At 45.6% G+C, this 25,410-nt stretch carries 23 protein-coding genes and 1 tRNA gene; 20 read left to right on the forward strand and 4 right to left on the reverse strand.

All coding sequences use genetic code 11. From position 1 onward, the window contains the following. From AC438_RS02680 to AC438_RS02695, 4 genes are all read left to right on the forward strand, one after another. The coding region (locus AC438_RS02680; protein ID WP_238376301.1) for a GNAT family N-acetyltransferase at positions 1-457 on the forward strand (457 nt) is incomplete at its 5' end. Between the two features lie 713 nt (positions 458-1,170). Then, complete coding sequence (locus AC438_RS02685; protein ID WP_053979741.1) at positions 1,171-2,004, forward strand: alpha/beta hydrolase family protein; 834 nt, start codon at positions 1,171-1,173, stop codon at positions 2,002-2,004. Positions 2,005-2,430: 426 nt separating this feature from the next. Next, positions 2,431-3,777: a Fic family protein gene (locus AC438_RS02690; RefSeq protein ID WP_053979742.1), complete on the forward strand. Its 1,347-nt coding sequence runs from the start codon at positions 2,431-2,433 to the stop codon at positions 3,775-3,777. A gap of 131 nt (positions 3,778-3,908) precedes the next feature. Beyond that, positions 3,909-4,388, forward strand: coding sequence for a hypothetical protein (locus AC438_RS02695; RefSeq protein ID WP_053979743.1), 480 nt, complete (start codon positions 3,909-3,911; stop codon positions 4,386-4,388). A gap of 89 nt (positions 4,389-4,477) precedes the next feature. Here AC438_RS02695 and AC438_RS02700 read toward each other — a convergent pair whose 3' ends face one another. From AC438_RS02700 to AC438_RS02705, 3 genes are all read right to left on the reverse strand, one after another. After that, positions 4,478-4,819 (reverse strand): hypothetical protein, encoded by a 342-nt coding sequence (locus AC438_RS02700; protein WP_053979744.1) that lies wholly within the window; start codon positions 4,817-4,819, stop codon positions 4,478-4,480. A gap of 645 nt (positions 4,820-5,464) precedes the next feature. Continuing rightward, the gene (locus AC438_RS16735; protein ID WP_156316975.1) at positions 5,465-5,773 is read right to left on the reverse strand and encodes a hypothetical protein; all 309 of its coding nucleotides are present in this window, start codon (positions 5,771-5,773) and stop codon (positions 5,465-5,467) included. A 489-nt stretch (positions 5,774-6,262) separates the two neighbouring features. Beyond that, positions 6,263-6,349: transfer RNA gene (locus AC438_RS02705), tRNA-Leu, on the reverse strand. A 335-nt stretch (positions 6,350-6,684) separates the two neighbouring features. On the opposite strand from AC438_RS02705, the gene AC438_RS02710 reads away from it, so the two are divergent. The 9 genes from AC438_RS02710 to fliJ all read left to right on the forward strand — a co-directional run bounded on the left by AC438_RS02710 (position 6,685) and on the right by fliJ (position 17,271). Beyond that, positions 6,685-8,538 carry a FimL-related protein gene (locus tag AC438_RS02710; RefSeq protein WP_238376302.1) on the forward strand — a complete coding sequence of 618 codons (1,854 nt, stop codon included), beginning with the start codon at positions 6,685-6,687 and terminating at the stop codon, positions 8,536-8,538. 162 nt (positions 8,539-8,700) lie between these two features. Next, positions 8,701-9,483, forward strand: a complete 783-nt coding sequence (gene nudC, locus AC438_RS02715; RefSeq protein ID WP_053979745.1) for an NAD(+) diphosphatase — start codon at positions 8,701-8,703, stop codon at positions 9,481-9,483. A 36-nt stretch (positions 9,484-9,519) separates the two neighbouring features. Then, positions 9,520-10,593: a protease SohB gene (sohB, locus tag AC438_RS02720; protein WP_053979746.1), complete on the forward strand. Its 1,074-nt coding sequence runs from the start codon at positions 9,520-9,522 to the stop codon at positions 10,591-10,593. Between the two features lie 471 nt (positions 10,594-11,064). After that, complete coding sequence (gene fliE / locus AC438_RS02725; protein WP_053979825.1) at positions 11,065-11,427, forward strand: flagellar hook-basal body complex protein FliE; 363 nt, start codon at positions 11,065-11,067, stop codon at positions 11,425-11,427. Between the two features lie 30 nt (positions 11,428-11,457). Next, a complete protein-coding gene (gene fliF / locus AC438_RS02730; protein ID WP_053979826.1) occupies positions 11,458-13,152 on the forward strand; it encodes a flagellar basal-body MS-ring/collar protein FliF in 1,695 nt (564 codons plus the stop codon). 70 nt (positions 13,153-13,222) lie between these two features. Continuing rightward, entirely contained in the window at positions 13,223-14,260 is a 1,038-nt protein-coding gene (gene fliG, locus AC438_RS02735; protein WP_053979747.1) for a flagellar motor switch protein FliG, read from the forward strand. 33 nt (positions 14,261-14,293) lie between these two features. Then, entirely contained in the window at positions 14,294-15,277 is a 984-nt protein-coding gene (locus AC438_RS02740; protein ID WP_053979748.1) for a FliH/SctL family protein, read from the forward strand. After that, a complete protein-coding gene (gene fliI / locus AC438_RS02745) occupies positions 15,270-16,643 on the forward strand; it encodes a flagellar protein export ATPase FliI (RefSeq protein WP_053979749.1) in 1,374 nt (457 codons plus the stop codon). The genes AC438_RS02740 and fliI overlap by 8 nt, the downstream gene beginning before the upstream one ends. Before the next feature lie 163 nt (positions 16,644-16,806). Further along, a complete protein-coding gene (gene fliJ / locus AC438_RS02750) occupies positions 16,807-17,271 on the forward strand; it encodes a flagellar export protein FliJ (protein ID WP_053979750.1) in 465 nt (154 codons plus the stop codon). Positions 17,272-17,340: 69 nt separating this feature from the next. On the opposite strand, the gene AC438_RS02755 is transcribed toward fliJ, so the two are convergent. After that, positions 17,341-17,787, reverse strand: a complete 447-nt coding sequence (locus tag AC438_RS02755; protein ID WP_162230682.1) for a hypothetical protein — start codon at positions 17,785-17,787, stop codon at positions 17,341-17,343. 226 nt (positions 17,788-18,013) lie between these two features. Between AC438_RS02755 and thrS the strand changes: the two genes are divergently transcribed. From thrS to AC438_RS02790, 7 genes are all read left to right on the forward strand, one after another. Beyond that, positions 18,014-19,951, forward strand: coding sequence for a threonine--tRNA ligase (gene thrS / locus AC438_RS02760; protein ID WP_053979752.1), 1,938 nt, complete (start codon positions 18,014-18,016; stop codon positions 19,949-19,951). 69 nt (positions 19,952-20,020) lie between these two features. Beyond that, on the forward strand, positions 20,021-20,581 hold the full coding sequence (gene infC / locus AC438_RS02765; protein WP_425311640.1) for a translation initiation factor IF-3: 561 nt from the start codon (positions 20,021-20,023) through the stop codon (positions 20,579-20,581). A gap of 75 nt (positions 20,582-20,656) precedes the next feature. Beyond that, on the forward strand, positions 20,657-20,851 hold the full coding sequence (gene rpmI / locus AC438_RS02770; protein ID WP_053979753.1) for a 50S ribosomal protein L35: 195 nt from the start codon (positions 20,657-20,659) through the stop codon (positions 20,849-20,851). Between the two features lie 40 nt (positions 20,852-20,891). After that, positions 20,892-21,251 (forward strand): 50S ribosomal protein L20, encoded by a 360-nt coding sequence (gene rplT, locus AC438_RS02775; RefSeq protein WP_053979754.1) that lies wholly within the window; start codon positions 20,892-20,894, stop codon positions 21,249-21,251. A gap of 183 nt (positions 21,252-21,434) precedes the next feature. Further along, entirely contained in the window at positions 21,435-22,448 is a 1,014-nt protein-coding gene (pheS, locus tag AC438_RS02780) for a phenylalanine--tRNA ligase subunit alpha (RefSeq protein ID WP_053979755.1), read from the forward strand. An 80-nt stretch (positions 22,449-22,528) separates the two neighbouring features. Further along, on the forward strand, positions 22,529-24,925 hold the full coding sequence (gene pheT, locus AC438_RS02785; protein ID WP_053979756.1) for a phenylalanine--tRNA ligase subunit beta: 2,397 nt from the start codon (positions 22,529-22,531) through the stop codon (positions 24,923-24,925). A gap of 136 nt (positions 24,926-25,061) precedes the next feature. After that, positions 25,062-25,358, forward strand: a complete 297-nt coding sequence (locus tag AC438_RS02790; protein WP_053979757.1) for an integration host factor subunit alpha — start codon at positions 25,062-25,064, stop codon at positions 25,356-25,358. The last annotated feature ends 52 nt before the right edge of the window (positions 25,359-25,410 follow it).

Below are 25,410 nucleotides of genomic sequence, written 5' to 3' on the forward strand. Positions count from 1 at the left end.
TATCACAAGGCATGGATCAATGGATCGGGATATAGTTGTCATGGAAAGTGAAGAGGATATTGCTCTTTGCTTTGATGTTTTTAAGGAGTTGAGGCCTCATCTCAATTTAAGTGATTTTATTAATCAGGTTTCTCGCCAAGCCGAATTTTCTTATAAAATTATCGGAATTAAAAAAGATGATGTGGTGGTTAGTGCTGCGGGCTTTAGAATTTCTGAATTTCTTGCGTGGGGCAAGGTGCTTTATCTTGATGACTTAACGACATTGCCAGCGCATAGAGGTAATGGGTACGCGGCAGGCCTTATGGATTGGCTTATTAATCATGCAAAAGAAATGGGGTGTGATGCTTTGCATTTAGATACAGGGCATCATCGGCACCAAGCGCATAAACTCTATCTTAAAAAAGGTCTTGCTATTACATCACATCACCTATCAATTGATGGGTTGCAAAATGCCTAACAAGGCCTTAAAGCCTCGCCTAATCTACTTAGACCAGTTTTACTGGGACAGGCGCTCGTTTTAAGTCATTTCTGGTTATTAGCCTGATATTTTTATAACGGAAGTGTTTTTGGTGTACCTGTCCTTGAGAGCACTAATTTTAACTGTGTAAGTATACAGTTTATGGGCGATTCGGAGCGTTTTGCTGGGACAGGCACTCGTTTTAAGTCATTCTGGTTATTAGCCTGATATTTTTATAACGGAAGTGTTTTTGATGTGCCTGTCCTTGAGAGCACTAATTTTAGCTGTGTAAGTATACAGTTTAGGGCGATTCGGTATTTTTCTTGAAATGGCATAGATTTTTTCCGCCTATCTATGCTCTAGATTGGAAAATGGCGCTTTCTTTACTGGGACAGGCACTCGTTTTAAGTCATTCTGGTTATTAGCCTGATATTTTTATAACGGAAGTGTTTTTGATGTGCCTGTCCTTGAGAGCACTAATTTTAACTGTGTAAATATACAGTTTAGGGCGATTCGGTATTTTTCTTGAAATGGCATAGATTTTTTCCGTCTATCTATGCTCTAGATTGGTGCGGCTCTGTATCAGGCTTGCCACGCGGGCTTGAGCCATGCTAGATTAGTGGAAAACTTAGATATACGGATTGAGGCCCAGAGATATATGGATTTTTTCCGTCTAATATAATGTTAGCTTTCACATCACAAAAGGAATCATCGTGAAATATGTTTATCTAGTACCGTTACTTTTGTCGCTTATTTATTCGGGAGACGCATTCGCTCAGCACCCTGGAAAGCCAGGAGAAAATGCCTCAGGCGGAGTTGAAGTTCATATACCTTCCGATGATATAACAATATACGGATTATTGTATCGAGCGAAGAAGGGTAGCGACAAGGCTCCGGGCGTTGTGATTGTTCATGGCTGGGCTCCTTACAATGTCAGCCCTATTGAAGAATATAGTTACGTCGCAAGAGAGTATGCTGAGGCTGGCTACAATGCTTTAGCGATTACTTTACGTGGTTGGAAACCTACAGGCGGTAATGATGATTGTGGTTTAAAACAACCCAAAGATGTAATCAGCGCTGCTAGATGGCTTGCTAAACAGCCAGGAGTTGACCCAGATAAAATAGCTCTAACGGGTCAATCACTTGGAGGTCAGGTGGTATTATCTGCAGCAGCCTTAGATAATATTATCAAAGCAACAGCTGCATATTTCCCGATTACTGAGTTTAGATTGTGGGGAGTAACGACAAGTCTTCCTCAAGCTGCTCTGGATGATTACATCTATGGTATGTGTGCGAAAAACGGAACTCCAGAAGATAGGTCTCCTTACTACTCCTCCAGACAGATTAAGGGGGCTGTGCTTCTGTTACATGGTGAATACGATACCAATGTTGTCTTAGCTCATAGTAAGTTAATGCACAAAAAAATGGTTGAAGATAAGCAAGATGTTACTCTATATGTCGCAAAGAAAGGTGGCCACGGTTCGGGTGGTGAAGGGTGGGAAAATCATAATCAAATAGTGTTCAAATTCTTTAATCATAAGCTATAAATAAAGCTAAAACCTACTTAGACAGGCATGCCAAAAAGAAAATGACACTAAGTTTTATCGACTATTGTATCGCCATGCCAAAACAATCGCTAATAGCCCATTAATTTAATAAAAGGCATAAAGAACCCAAGCTAATAACATGGGGTTATTGGGTTGGGCAGGAGTGATGGTGGGTAATGCGGAAAGGGGTTATTGCGGGTGGTTATTTAGGCAGCGCGCTTGGGCCTTTGCCTGTGTTTCGTTTTGCTGGGACAGGCACTCGTTTTAAGTCATTCTGGTTATTAGCCTGATATTTTTATAGCGGAAGTGTTTTTGGTGTACCTGTCCTTGAGAACATCTTATCTTGAAACGCAGATTTTAAAACTTGCGTTATGATTGGTTTGTGACATACTAAAAAACAAAACGCACATTATAGCAAGGTAAGTTATGGCTAAGGCTAGGGTAGAAAAAGCTCCGAAATTCACTATCCCTGAAGATTTTCAATCAATAATACCTTTCCTTGATAAGTATGATGCTACAGATGATGAAGGGAGATATCTACACTGGAGTCAATTGAAGTGGAGAGTCCCTAAAGCAGATGCTGAAAATATTTGGAAGACTGTGAAGTTCAAAAGAATATCACAGTACAAGAATCTTGATATTAAAGATGAAGCAGGCGACCCTTTTGTATACTGTATTCCTCACTCTATGGAAGCTTTATTATATCAACTAGTGAAAGTCGCAGGAGGTAATGTTGGAGCAGTATCTGATACTGCTGCTAGTGATAACTTACAAAGTAAATTTTTAGTTTCATCTTTAATGATGGAAGAGGCAATAACAAGTGCCCAACTTGAAGGGGCCTCAACTACCCGCGAAGTAGCCAAGAAAATGCTTGAAGATGAAAGGGAGCCCATAGATGAAGATGAGAGGATGATATTAAATAACTATCTTCTTTTGAGGTTTGCGGAACAAAATAAAAAAGAAAAATTAACTTTAGATCTTATTTTAGAATTTCATCGGATAGCAACAGCAGGGACTACTGAAAATAATGTGATTCCTGGGGCGTTTAGACAAGATGATGGTATATATATTGAAGATGGCGATGGGAATATTGCTCATCAACCCCCTCACTTTAATTTGATTGATGAAAGGCTTCAAAAGTTGTGTGATTTTGCTAATGAAGAGCATACTGGCTTGAATGGTTGTGATTTTGTCCATCCAATTATTAAAGCAATTATCCTCCACTTTATGATGGGCTATGAACACCCATTTAGGGATGGAAATGGCAGGACCGCAAGGGCATTATTTTATTGGTTTATGCTTAAAAGCGAATACACACTCTTCAAATTTGTGTCTATTAGTAAGTTGTTAAAAGAAAAGCCCAAAGAGTATGGGGTGTCTTATATGTATACAGAGAAAGACGCTAATGATTTAACTTATTTTATTTATTTTCAGTTAGATATTATTCTCCATGCTTTCGAAGAATTGAAAACATACTTAGGTAAGAAAACAAATGAATTTCAAAAGATTGCGGAGATATTAGAGAAAACCATATGGGGTAATACTCTAAACTTTGTTCAAAAAGATTTAATAAAGAAAGCTGTTAAGGAACCCGGCAGAATATTTAATGCTAAAGAGGTTTCCCATTCATATGCTGTTTCTTCAAACACAGCTAGAGCGTACTTAGCAAAGTTAGCTGAGCTAAAATTATTGCTAGCAACAAAAGATGGTAAAACCCTAATATATATAGCTCCGTCTGATTTACTTTCTAAACTAGATAGCGGAAGGGTATAGCAGTTGCCTAAGCAGTAAAAATCAAAGCTGGCCATCGCTTCGCGATTATAGCAAAATTTCACTTTCCTCTTAGCCGCGTTTTGCTGGGACAGGCACTCGTTTTAATATATCAACCGATTTAGGCACTAACAATGAGTTATCCAATAATGAAAAAAATCACAGAAGCAGATTGGGACAGGCTGATCCAGGAGGTGCGCTCTGATGATGTCTTATATGCAAAAAGGATATTTTGGAACAAATCAGATGAGGAAATAATGGATGCTTTTGAGTCAGGGTTCGCTTTTATTGAGCGCTGTGATGAACTGAGATTCATGCCTCCTGAGCTCTTTAATTATTATTATCATTACTTCCCAGAGTTTGTTGCAAGGGATAACTATGACTCATCAGATACCCCAGGCGTAGCAAGTTGTTTTATACAACTGCTTGAGGAAAAATTGGAAGATCACTCTTTTTATTATGAAGAGCTTTTAGTGTTGGCCAATAACACGCTTGATTTTATATTGGATAATATTGATAGATTCAACACGGACCCAGAGATATATGGTGATTTTTTGCCTAGAATTAAAGCACTTAAACACGGTATTCAGCATTATCCCATCACGCGCCATTAAGTCGTATGTCATTTTTTGGGCTTAGCCAAAGCGCTTTGCTGAGGCAGGCACTCGCTTTTAAGCGCATTAAATGACATTCTGTTATTAGCTTATTTCTGCACGACACCCGCATAAATCAACATTAATCGCCAGGCGGCATAGGGGATTGCCCTTGCGTGGGTATCGCCTTCTTTTGCTTTCCATCGGCGCACAGTGGCGCTGCCTTTTTTAGGGTTATAATTTACGCCGACCATTTTAGCGACATCATTTTGCGACCAGCCCATAAGCGCTATGAGTGCGCGTACCTCATCTTGCGTTGGCGGTTGGTAGTGTTCGTGAGTAAAGGCTAGGGCGCATGGCCGGCTAGCAAGAGCTTCCAGTGTTGTAAGCGCGGTGCCTTCAAGGATTTGAATGGCTTGGTTGATGATGTCTTGTTGAGTTGCCGTGATCATGGATCTCTCCCATTTATTGACTGGGCTTATGCCTTGTCTTCGAGGAAATCGCAACGCGCCAATGGCGCGGAATCAAGTTTTATCTTGTGTTTTGCAAAATAAATTACTTAAAAATTACTACTTTGTTTTATTTATCTGTTTAAGTTATTGATTTTAAATAACTTTATTTAACCCTGCTCCATTCCATCATTGGAGCGGTACAAAAGCGCCACGGGCTGTAATCCCCCGTGTTATGGGCGTTTTCGGTGTTTTCCATAGTTTTTTTGTAGTCCTGAAAATACTCTGTTTAACCCTGTTTTTAGCAATAATTGCTACAATGTAGCAATGGCGGTGATATGGGTTCTATTACAAAAAGAAAAAAGAGACGATAGTGTAAGTTATACGGCCCAAATTCGCATTAAAAAGGGTACTATCAAGCGTGCGTGCGTTTTGCTGGGGCAGGCACTCGTTTTAAGTCATTGTGGTTATTAGTCTGATATCTTTATAGCGCATATTAAAAACAACGAGGGCATCCTAGGCGCTAAATTTATCAAGACGCAAGCGGGTTGTGTTATGAGGGTATTAAGATCAGCTTTGTCAAAAGCGTGTAACAAGATAAGTGAGTGCGGCGCCCTTGTGCTCTAGTGTACCCAGTGGCAAAGGTATTTATCCATACTCGTGCTTTTGTGGTATCAGAAACACCTTCCCTCGGAATATTAACGGCCTTAAAAAGCGCTGCAGAATAAGGGTTCGCGGACGGCTGTGTGAGCCAGTAACGCCCCAGTCTTTCATTTTCGCCTGTATGGTTGAACGCTTCATCAGCGCGCTATTATCGGAATGTAAAATAATAGGTCCGTCGATACGGTCTTCATTGTAAATGTTGCGCTGTAAATGCTGCGGTGTAAAGTTCAGCGGCATCATCACCGCTTTCATCTTTAAAAACTTCAGCGCCAACGGTGTAACGACTAAAGACATTCATCATTCAACACAAATAATAAAATTACCTAACGACAGGGATTGATAAATCACTAATATCCCAACTCCATGCTTCATCAGGATTGCCGGAATATATGTATAGACGGCAGGGATATGCACTCGATTTAATAGCCTTTAGCGGTAAGCCGTTTTTCAGAGTGGCAGTCCTTGTGTTGTGCTCTTTGAGCTGCATTAATTTGTTTGTGGCTCTATGGTCCGAAATAGATGATTTACGTGCTTGTTTTTTTGGCTGGTCCGTCACGTGGGTGCGCGCTTGGAGTATTTAGCTCTATGCTTGTTCTTAGGGTCTTGTCAGGCGCTAGAGGGGTGGTGGTTTGGGTACTTTTGATTCGTTAACTAAATGTGCGAATTTTCTATGGGCAATTTTTGGTCGCTTGCGGGTTTATTGTCTTCAAATTAGTGAGTGAGCAATAAAAAACCCTTGTTTTATTTTGGCAAAAATGCCTTATAAAACAAGGGTTTAGTATTTGGTACCAGAGGCCGGACTCGAACCGGCACACTATCGCTAGCGGGGGATTTTGAATCCCCTGTGTCTACCAATTTCACCACTCTGGCTAAGTAGGCGCGCATTGTAGCAGCGATATATTACGCGTCAAGCCTATTTTTAATATTTATTTCTATTGTTTGTTTTGTAGGCAAAGGAGGGGAAGTGATGAGTGGTGCGCGGTTTAAATATCAAACAATTTTACAACTAATCGGCACTTTGTGTCCTATTTGGACTATGCCACTGTGCGGAACGGAATCCTTTTGATACACTCGCGTGCAGTATTTTTGCCTGTAGTAGCTTTAAAGGTACACATGAATAACTTGAGCTGTAGCAGCTGTAAAACTAAAGGGATTGCGCAGGCTGGGCCTTTGCGCTGACGAGGGGTGTCATTGGGCGTTAATGCGTGCCTTTAGGTGCCAATAAAGCCTTGGATCTTCGATTTTTGCAGTGTCGCTTTGACATTACTGAAGCGGACAACCATAAATATAAACGCTATATGCAGATAATCAGCAAACAGGAATACAGAGTGAATACGGCGGACTCAGTAAATGTACAGTCCTTGTCTATGGTGCGCGAAGAGCTGCTTGCTACAATCGAGCAAGCCGGCCGGGATCTCGAATCCTATGTGACCGACAAAGATGACCCCAAGCCCCTTGAGGCTTGCATTAAGGGTATTAAACAAATTCTAGGCATTTTTAGGCTGCTAGAGCTTAGAGGTGCAAGTTTAATGGCAGAAGAGCTTTACCTTACAACAGTCACTATTAAAGTGGGTGATGCCGCTTCTGCGCCGATGAAAAAACTTGAGCAAATTAGCGCAAGTTTTTTTGTTATGGCAGCCTATGTTGAATATGTGCAGCGTGCACAAAAGCGCTTGCCGGTCTTGCTTATTCCGCAAATTAATGAGTTGCGTAAGCTACGCAAAGAGGCTGTCCTGCCTGAAAGTCACTTTTTTCAAGTAACTTTTCGTAGCGCACCGGTGATTCCACCCGTTGAGCCCATTGTGGTGAGTGAAGCCGAATTTAAACCTTTGCTGACGCGCCTACGTCAAATGTACCAAATGGGGTTGATTGGGGTTCTTAAAAATGGTCAATCTGGACCCGCACTGGGTTTGATGCGTCGGGCATTGATTCGCTTGCAGCGTTTAGGCGGAAGTGATAAACCTTTAACGTTATTGTGGTGGCTAGGGAACTTGGCGATTGTAGCGGTGGTTAAGCAAAACATGGAGCTATTAGAGTCGCGCAAAATGCTCTTTAGTCGCTTGGATCGTGTTATTCGTCAGGTTCAACAAAGCGGCAGTATTGCTTATCAAGCCATGCCACCTAAAGGCCTGGTAAAAGAGCTTTTATACTTGTTAATGTTATCGGGCATTCAAAGTGATATTTTTAAAAAGCTGCGTGCTATTTACGCCATTCCAAACTTGGGCTATACCGATGAAGAGCTAGGTGAAGAGCGGCAAGCTTTGCAAGGCCCAAGCGCCAGTACGGTGTCATCATTAGTTAAAGTCTTGCGTGATGAAATCAACAATACTAAAAAAGTACTCGAAACAGCTTCACAAGGAGCGTACAAGGTTGATGATGTTGATGGCTTGGCTGAAACATTGACAAAAGTCGCTGAGATTTTAGCAATTGTGGGACTAAAAGGGCCTGCTGCAATATTAAAAGATGAAATTGCTCGTGTGCGCACCTGGGCTGATAACGATGGTGAGATGAAAGAAGGCGATTTGGATGAAGCCGCGAAAACTTTACTGTTTATTGAAAGTGCCACAATTAGTTTAGAGTTTGCTAAGTTGCCTGGTGACCGCCTCAATGAGGCTAGCGAAGTCGCGCAGCGTGAAATCGTTGCGATGAGTGAATTAGCACAGGCGACCCGACTTGTACTGAAAGAGTGTGAAGCGGGCCTTAGCTTAACGAAGCGGGCGTTGAATTCTTACTCTGACTCGGATTACGACTCTGGACACATTCGCAATATTGCAAAAATATTGGCGGGTGTACGCGGCGGTATGGTGATTTTAGCGTACGAGCGTGCGGCCGAAGCTTTGGTGTGTTGCGAGCAGTTTGTAGATAATGTTTTAATGCAGCCTGATTTGCCGGCCGCATTAAAGGAGCTACTCGAAACCTTTGCCGATGCCATTATTAGTATTGAGTATTTTATTGATACTGCCGCGCATAACGCAAAGCCCGACACCGCTATTTTAAAACTAGCCGAAGACAGTATGGCTGCGTTAGGTTTTGCAACCGAGTATAATTCTAAAAAATAAGCCACTATCACTATTGAGCAATGCAAAAATTGGGCGCTCATGCATTATTGATTGGGCAGCTCAAGCCATCCATCAGCACCTTATCAGGTGAGATTTATTCGTTTGCTCAATAGTGAAAAATCGTATCAATGCGTCTTTAAACGCTAAATGAGTTGACTCTACATGAGCACCCCTAAAGTATGGCTACACCTGTGCAATGGTCAAATAATCCTTGCCCAAAATGGTAGCTACTTGCACAGCCAACAGCCGCTCAATGCGGCTGTTTTTTTGCCTGTTGGCTTGGCTCGCGGTCAGGATTGGTGGCTGGCCATTGCAGCCGATACATCGAGCAACGAGCGCAATAACGAGTGTACTGGCACGGCAGCGACGGTCAGCTTACGGCAATTGCTAAGTGAAACTGATGAAGCGACTTTTGCTTTATTATCGCGCGCCAGTCAGCTTGCACATTGGTGGCAGCAGCATCAATTTTGTGGGCGCTGTGGCGCTAAACAGCAGCGCCACCATAAAGAGTTGGCCTTAGAGTGCATGCGTTGCCAGCATTTAGTGTATCCGCGAATATCACCTTGTATGATTGTGTTGGTGACGCGCGGGCGCCAAATATTGCTAGCCAAGCATGCTCGCAGTCGCTCTAACTGGTATAGCTGCTTAGCCGGTTTTGTTGAGGTCGGCGAAAGTGTTGAGCACACTGTGATGCGTGAAGTACAAGAGGAAGTGGGCTTGCAGGTGTCCCAATTGGAGTATCAAGCCAGTCAAAACTGGCCGTTTCCCTCACAGTTAATGTTGGGCTTTTGGGCTCAATATGCGGGCGGTGATATTTGCGTTGACGGTGTTGAGATAGAAGATGCCGCATGGTTTGATTGTGATGATCTACCGCAAATCCCGCCATCAGGGTCTATTGCCCATACGCTAATTACACAATATTGCGCAACACAAAAAAATGATTAACGATATCAATAACGATAAACACTTAGGAGTTAACACTTGGAATTTTTGTTTGAATACGGTTTATTTTTGGTAAAAACTATTACCTTGGTTGCAGCGGTAGGGGTTGTAGTTGCGCTGATCACATCACTGGGTATGAAAAATCAAGAAGGTAAAAAAGGCACTATCAGTGTGACGCGTCTGAATGAGCGCTTTGAGGCAATGCGTGGCGTATTGCGCGAAGCGGTGTTGAGCGAAGCGGATTTAAGTGCGTTAGAAAAAGAGCACAAAAAAGAAGCTAAGCAAAAGCAAAAAAACGAGAAGGCTGCCAGTAAAAAAGCGAAAAATAAAAATGATGCCACGGCTGTTGAGGAGCGTAAAAAACGCGTTTTTGTATTAGACTTTGATGGTGATATTAAAGCCTCTGCTGCTGAGGAGCTACGCGAAACAGTGACTGCGGTTCTCACTATTGCCGAGCCTAATGATGAGGTTGTGGTGAAATTAGAAAGTGGCGGAGGCATGGTGCATAGCTATGGGTTGGCGTCTAGCCAGCTTGCCCGCATAACCCAAAAAGAGATTCCGCTCACGGTATGTGTCGATAAAGTAGCAGCCAGTGGCGGTTATATGATGGCCTGTGTGGCCGATAAAATACTCGCTGCGCCATTTGCTATTTTAGGGTCGATTGGTGTGGTGGCGCAAATACCTAACTTTCATAAAGTGCTTAAAAAATATGATGTCGATTACGAGACGCTCACAGCGGGTAAGTACAAGCGCACTTTAACCATGTTAGGTGAAAACACTGAAGAGGGGCGTCAAAAGTTTATGGAAGACTTAGAAGATACCCATGTACTTTTTAAAGAGTTTGTGAGCGCGCATCGTGAGCAAGTGGATATAGATGCTGTTGCCACAGGTGAAATTTGGTTTGGTCGCCGTGCATTAGAGCAGCAATTAATTGACGAAATCAGCACATCGGATGAATACTTATATGCGTTAGCGCAAGAAGCTGATGTGTTTGAAGTCGATTTTGAACAAAAGAAAAGCCTGCCCGAAAAACTCGGCATGTCGGCTGCTGCGGCTGTCGAAGGTAGCCTAACGCGTGTATGGGGTAAATTGCAGCAGCGGTATTTTGGTTAATATGCGTTGACGTGCTCTGGATATTGAGAGCGGGCCTTGTCAGCCCTTAAAAGCACTTTTTCACCGGCATAGAAATATTGACATGCCGATTTGTTAAGGCTTTAAAGCCGCGGCGTCTCATTAGGCGCTGCGGCTTTTTGGTTTTGAGTACTCACTCATTGCCTTCTTGTTTATGCATCTGCGCTCGCTAGCGAAGCACTCGCGAGCTAGGCTTGCCGATGGTGCGACACTTTTTTTGTTGGCGAGTGTATGACGGACTTTTTCTGGCCTACTTTGTGCAAATTCCCCTATAGAGCGTAAACCGCCAAAGCATTGGCAGCGCAAAACGCGTATTTATTGTGCGGGTAGTCGTTGTTGCCAGCGCCGGATGCGCCGAGTTGCGGTGCCGCCCAGGCGCAGGTGCCTAGGCAATATTGGCGGTATTACTCATTATCTGTATTGGCTATTTTAAATAAATCTCAGGGTATCGGCATGACAGACCGCGTTGACATTAACCGTTTATTGACTGAAATGCGCTCGATCAAATCGCAAACGCAAGCTTTTAGCGGCGGCATTGAAGGCATAGAGTCGATACGCTCTGGTGGCGTGCAGCCGGTAGCTGACAAAAATCGCGTTGATTTTAGTGACGTGATGGGGCAGGCCATTAACAAAGTTAACGATGTGCAGCAGGCCTCCTCTAAAATGGCACAAGGCTATATTAAGGGCGACCCTGGGATTGATATTTCTCAGGTCATGGTGGCGTCGCAAAAATCGAGCGTCGCCTTTCAAGCTGCCACTCAAGTCCGCAATAAGTTAGTTGAAGCTTATAAAGACGTTATGAATATGCCAATTTAAGGTGGAGTGTAGTGTATGGCCGCCGCAGATATGCCTGTAGAGTCAAACCCTGATGCGATTAAAGTCAAATCGAATGGGGCCAAAAGCGATTTAATCGAGGGCTTTAATAACCTTAATCTTGTGCGCCAAGCCGGTTTGATGGTGGGTATTGCCGCGAGTGTGGCGATTGGTTTTGCCGTTGTTTTATGGACTCAAGGTGAAGAGTATAAGCCTTTGTATGGCAGTCTGGATCGTTTAGATAGTAGCGAAGTGGGAGAGGTTTTAGACTTCAATGATATTCCCTATAAAGTCGATCCTAAAACGGGTGCCTTATTAGTTGCCAGCGATAAAATACATCAAGCACGCCTTAAATTGGCCGAGCGAGGTATTCCGGGCAATCAGTCGGTTGGCTTTGAATTATTAGATCAAGAGCAGCCGCTAGGCACAAGCCAATTTATGGAAACGGCGCGCTACAAACGCAGTTTGGAAGGTGAGTTGTCGCGGACGATTACCAGTATTAATTCGGTGCGCGGCGCACGCGTACACTTGGCAATTCCTAAGGCCTCGGTATTTGTGCGCGACGGGCGAGAGCCCTCGGCCTCGGTATTTTTAGATTTGTTTCCTGGCCGCAATATTGAATCGCGCCAAGTGAAAGGTATCGCCAATCTCATTGCCTCGAGCATTCCAGAGTTAAAACTTGAAAATGTCACCATTATTGATCAAAAGGGTAATTTGTTATCGATCGGGGTAGAAGATGAAAAACTGGTCGCAGCGGCCCAGCATTTGGAATACACCAAAAAAGTTGAAAACGATATTATTTTACGAGTGCGGCGGTTATTAACGCCTATCATTGGTGAGGAGCGGTTTAAAACCGAAGTATCTGCGGATTTAGATTTCACAGAACTCGAGCAAGCCGAAGAGTCATTTAACCCAGACTTGCCAGCCATTCGCAGTGAGCAAACAGTTGAGGAGCTACGCAAGGGTAACGGTGGGGCTATTGGTATTCCTGGTGCCTTAACAAATCAGCCCCCCAACGGTGGCGACGCCCCCGAAGAGGCTAACCCCCAGGCCGGTGGTGGGGGCCAAGTCGAAGGTCCCTCTAACTCACGCAAGCAAGCCGTTCGCAACTACGAACTCGATCGTACGGTGAGTTATACCAAACACGAAAAGGGTCGTATGCGACGCTTATCGATAGCGGTGGTCATTGACGACAAAATGATTCCAAACCCCGAAACCGGTGAAGTGGTACGTACGCGCTGGACCGAACCTGAGCTTGAGCGCGTAGCTATTTTGGTTCGCGATGCAGTGGGTTTTTCGGCGGCACGCGGCGATAGCGTGAATATCTTAAATGAATCATTCATCAGCACGAGGGATACTTTGGATTACAGCATTCCTTGGTATCAAACAGCATGGTTTAAAGCGTTAGCGAAGCAGCTAGCAGGCGTTATTGTAATCGGTTTATTAATTGTTGGCTTATTGCGACCGGTCTTAAAAAGCTTAGCCACAGCGGGCCTTAAAGCCCGTGCCGACGATGAAGCTAAAGAACTCGCTGCTTTACAGGCTGCCGGTGTGGATTCGTTTGACTCGTTAAGTGATGAAACAGTCACTCTAACAGGGGGCGACGCGATGGCACTGCCTAGCCCAGAAGAAAGTTACGAGCAGCAATTAAACGCCGTCAAAGGTCTAGTGGCCGAAGATCCTGGGCGCGTTGCACAAGTGATAAAGCGCTGGATCAACGAAGAATAAGCACGCAGTAAATACTGTGTGCGTTAACCCTTAGTCGTCCCTTTTGGATGTACGAAATGAGGAACATAGCATGCCCCCCAACCCTCCCGCGCAAGGTGGTGATGAGCCCAAAAAAGTAGATTTACCTAGGCTCGATCAAGCGGCTATTTTGTTAATGTCTTTAGGTGAAGGCTCGGCAGCAGAAGTCTTAAAGCACATGGGCCCTAAAGAAGTGCAGCGCTTGGGTACTGCCATGAGCCAACTCAAAAATGTGCAACAGTATGAAGTGGAAGTGGTTATTGCTAATTTTATGGATGAGGTGCGCACCCAAACAGGCTTAGGCATGGGGGCCGATAATTATATTAAAAATATGCTAGTCACTGCCCTCGGGGCTGATAAAGCAAACGGTTTAATCGATCGCATTTTAATGGGCGGCAATACGACCGGCTTAGACACTCTCAAATGGATGGAGGCACGCTCTATTGCCGATATTATTCGCAATGAACACCCGCAAATTCAAGCCATTGTTTTGGCGTATTTAGATGCCGATCAATCGGCCGAAGTGCTCGCTTATTTTTCAGAAAAAGTGCGCTTAGATGTGATGCTGCGTGTGGCTTCGCTCGATACTGTGCAGCCAAGTGCCTTGCAAGAACTAAACGATATTCTTGAGAAGCAATTTTCAGGTAGCGCCGGCTCGCAAACTAAAGATATTGGCGGGTTTAAGACCGCCGCTGAAATTGTTAACAACCTCGATAGCACCATTGCCAACGAATTGCTCGACTCGATCAAAGAGGTGGACGAAGATTTGGGTACACAAATTTCTGATCTTATGTTTGTCTTTGATAATCTTAAAGAGGTGGATGATCGCGGTATACAAGCTATTTTACGGGAGGTCTCTTCTGAGTTGTTAATTACGGCACTCAAAGGCGCAGATGACGATTTACAAGAGAAAGTTTTTGGCAATATGTCTAAGCGTGCAGCTGAACTTATGCGCGATGACCTAGAGGCAAAAGGCCCTGTGAAAGTGAGCGAAGTGGAAACGGCACAAAAAGAAATTTTGGCGATTTGCCGTCGTATGGCTGACGCGGGCGATATTAATTTAGGTGGTGGTGGTGAGGCAATGCTGTAGTGAATAGGCGACATATTTGTGGGGTAGGTGGTCATGAGTACTAAAATGCCTGGGCGTATCCCGTTTGAACAAGTGGCTAGTGCTCAATCGTGGGCGCTCCCTCAGGTCAATGGTCGCGCTATTAATCAAGATGAGCAGCGCAAGCGCAAAACCTCAGAGAGTAAAAGGCGGCTAGAGCAAAGTCAACGCACCGAAAAAGCTAGCCCAGTTGTCAGTGAAGAAATAGCTACCCCTGTCGAGCCGTTAGCGGCCAGAATTACCGCAGCACAGTTGCAAGATATCACCCAAGCGGCTGAGCAAGATGGCTATGAAAAAGGCTACCAAGAAGGCCTAGCAGAGGGTAAAGCCGATGGTCGTAAAGCGGGCTTTAGCGAGGGTTTAAAAGCCGGCACCGAGCAAGCCCAAAGCGAGCACGGACAATGGCTAAAAGAGCAGGGTGAGCATCTAGGTGCTTTGTGCGAGGCACTGTTGAGCCCGTTAGAATATCAGCAGCAAGCCTTGGCGAATGCGACGCTCGACTTGGCGCTGGGGGTGGCAAAGCATATTTTAGATACCGAGTTGAGCTGTGATCCGACAAAAATCATTGCCGTGGTTGATGCCGCTTTAATAGCGCTACCGGCCGATGAAAAAACGATTCAATTAACCTTACACCCCGACGATGCCGATGCCTACGCCCAGTTTGGCCCGCCAGCGGCGGCGGGGCATACAATACTGACCGATGAATCCCTGAGCCGAGGGAGTTGTCAAGTGCACAGTGAGAACAGCTTTGTTGATTTCTCGGTTACTGCGCGTTTGGCGGAGTTTATGCAAGCGCTGCAAGAGCACCCCTTTGATGATGAAGCCGCTAGCGCCGAGGTAATCGAGCCAGCACGAGCAGTGTCGCCGTCAGCCAATGCCGCAGAAGCTGTAGAGCTTGAATCTGAATCTGAGTCTGAGTCTGAGTCTGAATCTGAGTCTGAATCTGAATCTGAATCTGAATCTGAGTCTGAGTCTGAATCAGAGCTTAAAAATGATTGATGCTGTGCGTTCGGCAACGCAACTAATCGCCGCTAGTCGGCAATATAAAACCCTACAGCAATTGCCGCTCGCCGCAGGGCGCTTAACGCGTATGGTGGGTTTAACGCTCGAAGCGGTGGGGCTCAATGTGCCGGTCGGCACTTACTGTCAAATTATTCGCCCTAAAGCTGATGTTATTGAGGCCGAAGTGGTGGGTTTTAGTGCGAGCACGACCTATTTAATGCCCATTCGCGCGGCTGAGGGCTTAAAGCCTGGCTTGCGTGTGGTGCCGGTGCATAGTGCAAATAAAGTACGTATTGGCAGTCAAAGTTTGGGCCGTGTAATGAATGGTTTAGGGCAGCCACTAGATGATAAAGGACCCTTACAGGGCGAAGACTTTTTAGATTTAACGCCGCAAGTGATCAACCCAATGAAGCGCGAACCCATTAAGCGGCCTTTAGATGTGGGAATTCGTGCTATTAATGCCTTACTGACCGTGGGTGAAGGTCAGCGGCTAGGTCTGTTTGCTGGGAGTGGTGTTGGTAAAAGCGTATTGCTTGGCATGATGACACGTTTTACCGAAGCCGAAATTGTGGTGGTAGGCTTAATTGGTGAGCGCGGGCGTGAAGTGAAAGAATTTATTGAGCATATTTTGGGAGAAGAGGGTTTAACACGTGCAGTCGTGGTCGCTGCGCCAGCCGATGAAGCACCGTTAATGCGCTTACGTGCGAGCTACTTGGCTACTCGTATTGCGGAGTATTATCGCGATAAAGGCAAAAAAGTCTTACTGCTGATGGACTCTTTAACACGCTTTGCTCAGGCGCAGCGCGAAATATCATTGGCCATTGGTGAACCACCTGCTACTAAGGGTTACCCACCCTCGGTGTTTGCACGCTTGCCTGAAATTGTAGAGCGGGCGGGCAATGGTGAAAAAGGTCAGGGTTCGGTAACCGCATTTTATACTGTGCTCACCGAAGGCGATGACTTACAAGACCCCATCGCCGACTCGGCACGGGCTATTTTAGATGGCCATATCGTATTGTCGCGCCAGCTGGCCGAAGAAGGGGTTTACCCGGCAATCAATATTGAGGCATCAATTAGTCGTGTAATGCCTAATATCGTGCCACCCGAGCAGCTCAAGCACATGCAACTGTTTAAACAGTTGCTTGCCACGTATCGTCATAACAAAGACTTAATTGCTGTTGGCGCTTATACCGCTGGTGCCGATACTACCATTGATCGCGCAATAGAGCGCTACCCGCATTTGCTACAGTTTATTGGTCAAGGGCTAACCAGTAAAGCCGCCTTTGCCGAAAGTACCGCGCACCTTGTGAGCGTGTTGACCAGCGCGGGGAGTCATCATAAACCGCCCACCAAGGGCGGTTAAGCAAAGCAAGAAAGCGCAGAGCGAAAGTACAGCAATCGCGGGAGTGCGCTAAAAGCACGATAAGTAGCACGATAGATTATGGGGGCATGCATATTCAGTCGCCGTCATGATCGTGTTGCGAGTATGCCTCTACTTAAATGTTTAGGGTTTTAAAGGAACGGTTATGTCCCACTCAGATAAAGCAAAGCGCATGAGTTTAATTTTAGAGCTCGCTGAAAAAGACGTTGATAAAGCAGCCGAAGATTTTAGTGTGGTTAAGGCACGCCTAGCGGCTGAGCGCAATAAGCTCAATGATATTTTAGAGTATCTCAATGCTTATGCTGCCGAGAACGAGCAGTTAGGTGCTAGGCTTGCGCCCGAGCAAATGATTCGCCAGCGCGCTTTTACCCAGCAATTATCAAAAGCACAAGGCCAGCAGCGCCAGCTTATTGCTACGGTAGAGCGCGAGGCAGAGCATAAAAAAGCCTTGTGGCAAAAAGCACATTTAAAGCAGCGCGCCATGCAAGATCTTGTTAAGCGTATGGCAGATGACGCCCAAGCGATGGAAGATAAACAAGAAGAAAAATTACTCGATGAATGGGCGCAGCAGCGCTTTGCACAAGCGAGTAGCCAAGCCAAGTTGCACTAGTAATCATTGCCTCGCTTCTATTAAGGTACTGCCGTAGCTCGTTGCCTACGGGCAAGCGTCAACGACGCACTAGCGGTTAAATTTAAGCCATAACTGATAAAACGCTTTTATGCATTGCGCGCGATCATCAACTTGGCCGTCACGGTTGCAGTCGGGCCCTTGAATCACCTTAATGACATCTGGCCCATGCGCGGCAATATCGGTCAGCTCGGGCGGTGCTACACGTGTCGCCTTTGGCGATTGTGCAATAAAATCATTGATATCGTTATAAGATAAAAATATCGCTCGAGTTATTTCTGGGTATTGCCTGTACTGGCTGGGTTCCGGTTCCGGTTCCGATTCGGGTTCGGGTTCGGGGGCAGATGTTTGTGCGGCGGCTGGTAGCGCACTGCTGCTGTGCCCGTATGCTTGAAAGGGTAAAATGCTAGTCGCTAGCCCAAAAAGCGCTAGGGTTACGGCAAAGCGGCGAGTATTGAGTAGGCCACGAGTGGACATTGAACGCTGAACATGAAGCATAAGCATAAGCATAAGATAGAGGTTGTGTGAGAGTTAAGTCATTGCGCTGTACTTTAACTCTGCTTTAACTCTGCGTATACTGCGCGCCTTTCATTTACTATGCCGACTGTGTTCAGTAGCAGCGTTGTGTGAATAGCCAAGGGCTATTTACCGCAAGCGACACAGTGATGGCGCGCACTTTCATGTGGCCTTTAGTAAGGGTCACCACTGACAACGAGGAAATTCTATGCCTATTATTACACTTCCCGACGGCTCGAAACGTGAGTTTGACAAGCCTGTTACTGTTTTAGATGTCGCTGCGGATATCGGCCCTGGTTTAGCGAAAGCCACTATTGCTGGCCGTGTGAATGGCGAGCGCGTTGATGCTTGTGAAGTGATTCGTGAAGACTCCGAGCTCACTTTATTTACTGCGCGTGACCCCGATGGCTTAGAAATTATCCGTCACTCTTGTGCGCATTTAATTGGTCATGCGGTGAAACAGTTGTGGCCTGATGCCAAAATGGCCATTGGTCCCACAATTGAAAATGGTTTTTACTACGATATCGACATGGAGCATATGCTGACTGATGACGATATTGAAAAGTTAGAAAAGCACATGTTAGCCCTAGCAAAGACCAATTATACCGTTGTTAAAAAGACGGTGAGCTGGCAAGAGGCGCGCGACACCTTTGAAGCGCGCAACGAGCCGTATAAACTAGAAATTATTGATCAAAATGTACCCAAAGATGCTACCCCAGGCTTATACCACCACGAAGAGTACGTGGATATGTGCCGCGGCCCGCACGTGCCGCATATGGGGTTTTGCCATCACTTTAAATTAACGCGCGTGTCGGGTGCTTATTGGCGCGGTGACTCTGACAATAAAATGTTGCAGCGTATTTACGGTACCGCCTTTGGCGACAAAAAAGGCCTTAAAGCGCATTTAAAACTTATAGAAGAAGCCGCTAAGCGCGATCATCGTAAAATCGGTAAAAAAATGGACTTGTTCCATTTGCAAGAAGAAGCCCCGGGTATGGTTTTTTGGCATCCACGTGGCTGGACTATTTACAGTGAACTTGAAAAGTACATGCGCGAAGTACAGCGCTTAAATGGCTATCAAGAAATCAAAACCCCGCAAATTGTTGATCGCTCTTTATGGGAGAAGTCGGGCCACTGGGATAAATTTCGCGATGGCATGTTTACGGTGGAGTCCGAGGGCCGCGACTTGGCTGTTAAGCCGATGAATTGCCCTTGTCATGTACAGGTATTTAACCAAGGCCTTAAGAGCTACCGCGATTTACCTTTGCGCTTGGCGGAATTTGGTTGCTGCCATCGCAACGAGGCTTCAGGCTCTTTGCAGGGTATTATGCGTGTTCGAGGTTTTGTGCAAGATGATGCACATATTTTTTGTGCTGAAGATGCCATTCAAGAAGAGGTCGCGACCTTCACTGACTTGCTGTATAAAGTCTATGCTGACTTTGGCTTTACCGATGTAATCATTCGCCTCTCAACTCGCCCAGAGCAGCGCGTAGGCAGTGATGAAGTCTGGGACAAAGCCGAAAAATCTTTAGCGGATGCCTTAGAAGCCAAGGGTTTAGCGTTTGAGTATTTACCCGGCGAAGGCGCTTTTTATGGTCCTAAAATTGAATTCTCACTAAAAGATTGCATTGGTCGTGTTTGGCAGTGTGGTACTATTCAGGTTGATTTCTCAATGCCTGGCCGTTTGAATGCGCAATATGTCGCTGAAGATGGTTCTCGTCAAGTGCCGGTGATGTTACACCGTGCTATTCTTGGTTCGTTCGAGCGCTTTATTGGAATTTTGATCGAAAACTATGAAGGGGCATTTCCAGCGTGGTTGGCACCTGAGCAAGCCGTCATCATGAATATTACGGACCGCCAAGCTGAATATGCGACAAAAATTGAAAAAACGTTGCAAAATAAAGGCTTTCGTGCGATTGCTGACTTGAGAAATGAGAAGATCGGCTTTAAAATCCGCGAGCACACAATTGCGCGTACCCCTTACCTTTTGGTTGTTGGTGATCAAGAGGTAACCAATGGCACTGTCGCGGTGCGCTCATGGCAAGGTGATGACCTTGGTACACTGACTTTAGAAGCATTTGAACAAACACTTGCCGAAGCTGTGGCCAAACGAGGCAGAGTAGAACAATCTGCCGCTAGCGAATGACAAGCACAAATAGATAATGCTTTTATCATTCGCTAGCCTAAAAAGGCACGCCTTACTTTTTTAATTAATTTGGAGATAATCACCATTAACAATCGCACAAGCAACGGAAAGGGCCGCAGTAAAAAAGCGGCTATCAATGATCAAATTGAAGCATCAGAAGTACGATTAGTAGGCGCAGACGGAGAGCAAGTCGGCGTTGTAACTTTAGAACAGGCACTTGAAGCTGCGCGTGCAGCAACCCTAGATCTGGTTGCCATTGCGCCTGATGCTGAGCCCGTTGTCTGTAAGATCATGGATTATGGTAAGCACCTTTTCGAAATTAAAAAGCAAAAAGCTGCCGCAAAGAAAAAACAAAAGCAGCAACAAGTTAAAGAGATGAAGTTCCGCCCAGGCACTGAAGATGGGGATTACCAAGTTAAATTGCGTAACCTTACTCGCTTTTTAGAGCAGGGGGATAAAGCTAAGGTATCTTTACGCTACCGCGGCCGAGAGCTCGCCCACCAAGAATTAGGTATGGAAATGATGCTTCGCATCGCTAAAGACTTGGAAGAAATTGGAACCGTAGAGCAGCACGCTAAAATGGAAGGGCGTCAGTTGATTATGGTTATTGCCCCCAAAAAAAATAAGTAACTAGGGCTTTTTAGCTGCCTTATTACTTGAAAAAAGACCGTAAAAAATGGCTTAAACGCCGACCGGAGATTTATTATGTCAAAAGCTAAAGTACATAGTGGTGCTGCAAAGCGCTTCAAAAAAACGGCTGCTGGTTACAAACACAAGCACGCTAACAAAAGCCATATCCTTACCAAAATGACGACTAAGCGTAAGCGTCAGTTGCGTGGTACAAGCGTACTCAATGCTTCTGATTCTCCATTAGTAGATCGTATGTTTAGGTCTTGCTAGATTTCACGCTTTTTTATCATCATTTTTAGAGGAATTTACTATGGCGCGTGTAAAACGTGGTGTACAGGCGAATCGTCGTCACAAGAAAGTATTAAAGTTAGCTAAAGGTTATTACGGTGCACGTTCACGTGTATTCCGCGTAGCAAAGCAAGCTGTTATTAAAGCTGGTCAATATGCATACCGCGACCGCCGTGTTAAAAAGCGCGTTTTCCGCGCACTTTGGATCACACGTATCAATGCGCAGTCTCGTGCTGAAGGCCTGAGCTATAGCCGCTTAATTGCGGGTTTGAAAAAAGCGTCTATCACATTAGATCGTCGCGTCTTAGCTGACCTTGCTGTTCATGATAAGCCAGCATTTGCTGTTATTGTGACTAAAGCAAAAGAAGCTTTAGCAGCTTAAATTGCAGTGGTTGTTGCGCTTTTAGCCTAGCAACTCTTGTAATAAGCTGTTTAAAAAGGGAAAAGACCTTGGTCTTTTCCCTTTTTTTATGCCTGAATTTATGTGCGGGTATCGCATGCAGGTGTTTTGCGGTTAAAATCCCGTCTTCATTTATTTACCTCCTAACGATCTATTGGAACCTCTATGGAAAACCTTGCTGAGCTCACGACACAAGCTCTAAAACTGGTTGCTGAGGCAAACGAGCTTGCCGAACTAGACCATATTCGAGTTGAATACTTGGGTAAAAAAGGGCAAATTACAGCCCAGTTAAAATCTTTAGGTAAGCTTTCTGCTGAAGAGCGGCCAGCCGCTGGTGCTAAAATTAACGACGCTAAAGTGCAAGTGCAAGATGCGATGAATGCGCGAAAAGCAGCCCTTGAAAACGCTGCCATTAACGCTCAGCTTGCGGCTGAGACTATTGATGTCACGCTGCCCGGCCGCGAAGCAGAGCGCGGTAGCTTGCACCCTGTCACGCACACGCTCAATCGTATCGAAGATATTTTTGTGCGTGCCGGTTACAGCGTAGAGCAAGGCCCTGAAGTTGAAGATGACTTCCATAATTTTGAAGCACTTAATATTCCCTCTCACCATCCTGCACGTGCGATGCACGATACTTTTTATGTTGATGAGCGCCATGTGTTACGTACTCATACCTCGCCTGTGCAAATACGCACAATGCTAAAGCGCAGTGGCCCACTGAAAGTGATTTGCCCAGGCCGCGTGTATCGTTGCGACTCTGATTTAACACATACGCCTATGTTCCATCAAGTAGAAGGCTTGGTGGTTGATAAAGACGTTAGTTTTGCAGATTTAAAAGGTGTGGTATCACAGTTCTTACGGACCTTTTTTGAAGCCGATGTACCGGTGCGTTTTCGCCCGTCGTACTTTCCTTTTACCGAGCCTTCGGCCGAAATGGATATTCAGTGTACACACTGTCAAGGTGAGGGCTGCCGTGTGTGTAAGCAAACCGGTTGGCTTGAGGTGGGTGGTTGCGGCATGGTGCACCCGAATGTCTTTAAAGCGTGTGATATCAACCCCGAGGAAGTCTCTGGTTTTGCCTTTGGTATGGGGGTCGAGCGCTTGGCTATGTTGCGCTATGGTATTAAAGATTTACGGATGTTCTTTGAAAATGATTTGGAATTTTTGCAGCAATTTTAACCCGCGCTTTAGCGTGTGTTTTCAGCAATAAAAATAAACCAATCCGTTAAATAAAAGAACATCGATGTGGAAGACATGATATGAAAATAAGTGAGTCTTGGTTGCGAGAGTGGGCCAACCCCAGTATTGGAACAAACGATTTGGTCGCGCAAGTGACTATGGCCGGCCTTGAGGTTGATGCGGTAGAGCCTGTGGCGGGTGAATTTAGTGGTGTTGTTGTGGGTAAAATTGTTGCTGTAACGCAGCACCCAGACGCCGACAAACTGCGTATTTGTCAAGTCGAAGGCCATGCCGAAGGCATGCAGCAGGTTGTGTGTGGTGCGCCTAATGCACGTGAAGGTTTGATTGCGCCTTTTGCCATCATTGGTGCAAAGTTGCCGGGTGACTTTAAAATCAAAAAAGCGAAATTGCGAGGCGTTGAATCATTTGGCATGCTGTGCGGCCAAACAGAATTAGCGTGTGGCGATGACGATAGCGGCTTGTGGGAGTTGCCAAGTGATGCGCCCGTGGGTGTTGATCTGCGTGAGTATCTTGATCTTAACGATAAAATACTCGAGCTTGATCTGACGCCTAATCGCAGTGATTGCTTGAGCGTTCGGGGTATTGCGCGTGAAGTGTCTGTGCTTAACCATTGTGCGTACAATCCTGTCGCTATTGAGGCGCTAGCCCCTGAGCACAATGAAGTGCGCCAAGTGAGTCTTAATGCTGGCGATGCTTGTCCGCGCTACGTTGGGCGTTTAATCAAAGGGATTAACAATAAAGCGCCTAGCCCAAGCTGGCTAGTTGAAAAACTGCGTCGTTCAGGTGTGGCTAGTCTGGGTGCAGTTGTCGATGTGACCAACTATGTATTGTTAGAGCTGGGTCAGCCGATGCATGCATTTGATGCTGCCAAAGTGCAGGGCAATATTACCGTACGTCTGGCTGAAGCTGGCGAGCAGCTTGAGCTACTCAATGACCAAACCGTTACGCTAAAACCCAATGTTTTGGTGATTGCCGACGAGCAAAAAGCCTTGGCCTTTGCCGGTGTTATGGGCGGTAAAGCCTCTGCTGTCAGTGACGATACAACCGATATTTTACTCGAGTCTGCGTTTTTTGCGCCGATTGCCATTGCTGGCCGGGCGCGTGATTTTGGTTTGCATACCGACTCATCGCACCGCTACGAGCGCGGCGTAGATTATCAATTGCAGCACCAAGCGCTAGAGCGCGCAACAGGCTTAATTAAAGATATCTGTGGCGGCCAAGTTGGTGAGGTGTTTAGCGCCGTGAACGAAGCAGACTTACCCAAGCCTGCTGTTATTACACTCAATAAAAACCGCTTAGCTAAAACGCTAGGCTTGCGCTTAGAAGATGCGCAAGTCGAACGCTTATTAACGGGCCTAGGTTTAGAGCTTGTTGAGCAAAACGATGATGCTTGGCAGTTTGTAGGTCCAAGCTATCGCTTTGATATTGCCATTGATGCTGATTTAGTCGAAGAACTTGCGCGTCTTTATGGTTACGATAAGCTGCCAACGCGCACGCCTGTATTTGCCAACGAGTTGCCTTCAACGCCTGAAAATGCAGTATCGCTAAGAGGCTTAAGCGCAGCATTGGTGGCCCGTGGTTATCGCGAAGCCATCACTTACAGCTTTGTTGACCCTAAGGTGCATGCGCATTTTTCGGAAGACAAAAAAGTGGTCACCCTTAAAAACCCCATCAGTGCTGATATGGCCGACATGCGCACCAGCTTGTTACCCGGCTTGGTGCAGGCACTTAAATATAACCTTAACCGTCAGCAAACACGTGCGAGCTTATTCGAAAGTGGTTTAGTGTTTGAAAGTGGCGAGCCTGATAGTGCCGACACTTACCCGCAAAGCCGCCGCATTGCAGGTTTACTGTATGGTAATCGCCAAGCGACAACATGGTGCCACGCAAAAGAAGCGATTGATTTTTTTGATGCCAAAGGTGATGTTGAAGCGTTGCTTGCCGTGACGCGCAATAGTGCGGCCTTTAGCTTTGTGCCTTGTGTGCAGCCTGCCAGCTATATGCATCCTGGGCAGTGCGCCGATGTGAGGCTCGATGGTCGGCGTGTTGGGTTTGTGGGTGCGTTGCATCCCTCAACAGCAAAAGCATTGGATTGCGGTAAAAACATTTTTGTGTTCGAGTTGGCGCTCGAGGCGCTGCTAGAAGGCGCCGTACCGGCGTTTAATCCTTTGTCACGCTTTCCTGAGGTGAGCCGTGATTTGGCCTTAGTCGTTGAGCAAAGCGTGAATGCTACAGTGCTTGAGGCGGCTATCGCTAAGGCGGCTGGTGAGCACTTAAAAGCGGTGTCTTTATTTGATGTGTATGTTGGGCAGGGTGTGCCCGATGGTCATAAAAGCTTGGCGTATAATCTGACTTTTCAGCATGCTGAGCGCACTTTAAAAGACGACGAAATTCAGCAAGCTATTGATAATGTTGTAAAAACCTTGGCCGAAGGTTATGGTGCTAACTTGCGTTAAAGGTTAGCCGTAGGTGTTGATAAGCCTAAGACTGTTAATGGGTTAACCTCTATGAGTTGTGCACTGAGATAACACATGTTGTTGGTAAGTAAAAAACACCTTTTAGCGGATTAACCTATTGGCAGAAGAGGGCAAAATGGGACACTCTTTGACTAAGCTTGAAATGGCTGAAAAACTTCAACAAGACTTGGGCTTTAGCCGTAAAGAGTCAAAAGACCTTGTTGATTGTTTTTTTGAAGAAATTATTGCAGCGCTAGAAAATGGCGAACCCGTAAAAATTTCGGGTTTTGGCAATTTTGAATTGCGTGATAAAAGCTCACGCCCAGGGCGCAACCCTAAAACGGGTGAAGAGTTTGATATTGAAGCGCGCCGTGTTGTCACGTTTAAAGCCGGGCGCAAACTGCGCGATAGAATAGATGCTTACCAGCGCTAGTTTTGCTGATTAAGCTTTAAGTAACGAAAAAGCCCTTACGTTAAACGTAAGG

The organism is Marinagarivorans algicola, assembly GCF_001292705.1.
In the GTDB taxonomy this organism is placed as follows: domain Bacteria; phylum Pseudomonadota; class Gammaproteobacteria; order Pseudomonadales; family Cellvibrionaceae; genus Marinagarivorans; species Marinagarivorans algicola.

Bases quoted from the DNA above. Each gene is read 5' to 3' on its own strand.
- pheS (WP_053979755.1), top strand. From the start codon at position 21,435: ATGGAAAACCTTGCTGAGCTCACGACACAAGCTCTAAAACTGGTTGCT.
- AC438_RS02755 (WP_162230682.1), bottom strand. From the start codon at position 17,787: ATGCTTCATGTTCAGCGTTCAATGTCCACTCGTGGCCTACTCAATACT.
- fliG (WP_053979747.1), top strand. From the start codon at position 13,223: ATGCCCCCCAACCCTCCCGCGCAAGGTGGTGATGAGCCCAAAAAAGTA.
- AC438_RS02740 (WP_053979748.1), top strand. From the start codon at position 14,294: ATGAGTACTAAAATGCCTGGGCGTATCCCGTTTGAACAAGTGGCTAGT.
- thrS (WP_053979752.1), top strand. From the start codon at position 18,014: ATGCCTATTATTACACTTCCCGACGGCTCGAAACGTGAGTTTGACAAG.
- rplT (WP_053979754.1), top strand. From the start codon at position 20,892: ATGGCGCGTGTAAAACGTGGTGTACAGGCGAATCGTCGTCACAAGAAA.
- AC438_RS02690 (WP_053979742.1), top strand. From the start codon at position 2,431: ATGGCTAAGGCTAGGGTAGAAAAAGCTCCGAAATTCACTATCCCTGAA.
- nudC (WP_053979745.1), top strand. From the start codon at position 8,701: ATGAGCACCCCTAAAGTATGGCTACACCTGTGCAATGGTCAAATAATC.
- fliF (WP_053979826.1), top strand. From the start codon at position 11,458: ATGCCTGTAGAGTCAAACCCTGATGCGATTAAAGTCAAATCGAATGGG.
- AC438_RS02700 (WP_053979744.1), bottom strand. From the start codon at position 4,819: ATGATCACGGCAACTCAACAAGACATCATCAACCAAGCCATTCAAATC.
- AC438_RS02695 (WP_053979743.1), top strand. From the start codon at position 3,909: ATGAGTTATCCAATAATGAAAAAAATCACAGAAGCAGATTGGGACAGG.
- rpmI (WP_053979753.1), top strand. From the start codon at position 20,657: ATGTCAAAAGCTAAAGTACATAGTGGTGCTGCAAAGCGCTTCAAAAAA.
- AC438_RS02790 (WP_053979757.1), top strand. From the start codon at position 25,062: ATGGGACACTCTTTGACTAAGCTTGAAATGGCTGAAAAACTTCAACAA.
- pheT (WP_053979756.1), top strand. From the start codon at position 22,529: ATGAAAATAAGTGAGTCTTGGTTGCGAGAGTGGGCCAACCCCAGTATT.
- fliJ (WP_053979750.1), top strand. From the start codon at position 16,807: ATGTCCCACTCAGATAAAGCAAAGCGCATGAGTTTAATTTTAGAGCTC.
- fliI (WP_053979749.1), top strand. From the start codon at position 15,270: ATGATTGATGCTGTGCGTTCGGCAACGCAACTAATCGCCGCTAGTCGG.
- AC438_RS16735 (WP_156316975.1), bottom strand. From the start codon at position 5,773: ATGTCTTTAGTCGTTACACCGTTGGCGCTGAAGTTTTTAAAGATGAAA.
- fliE (WP_053979825.1), top strand. From the start codon at position 11,065: ATGACAGACCGCGTTGACATTAACCGTTTATTGACTGAAATGCGCTCG.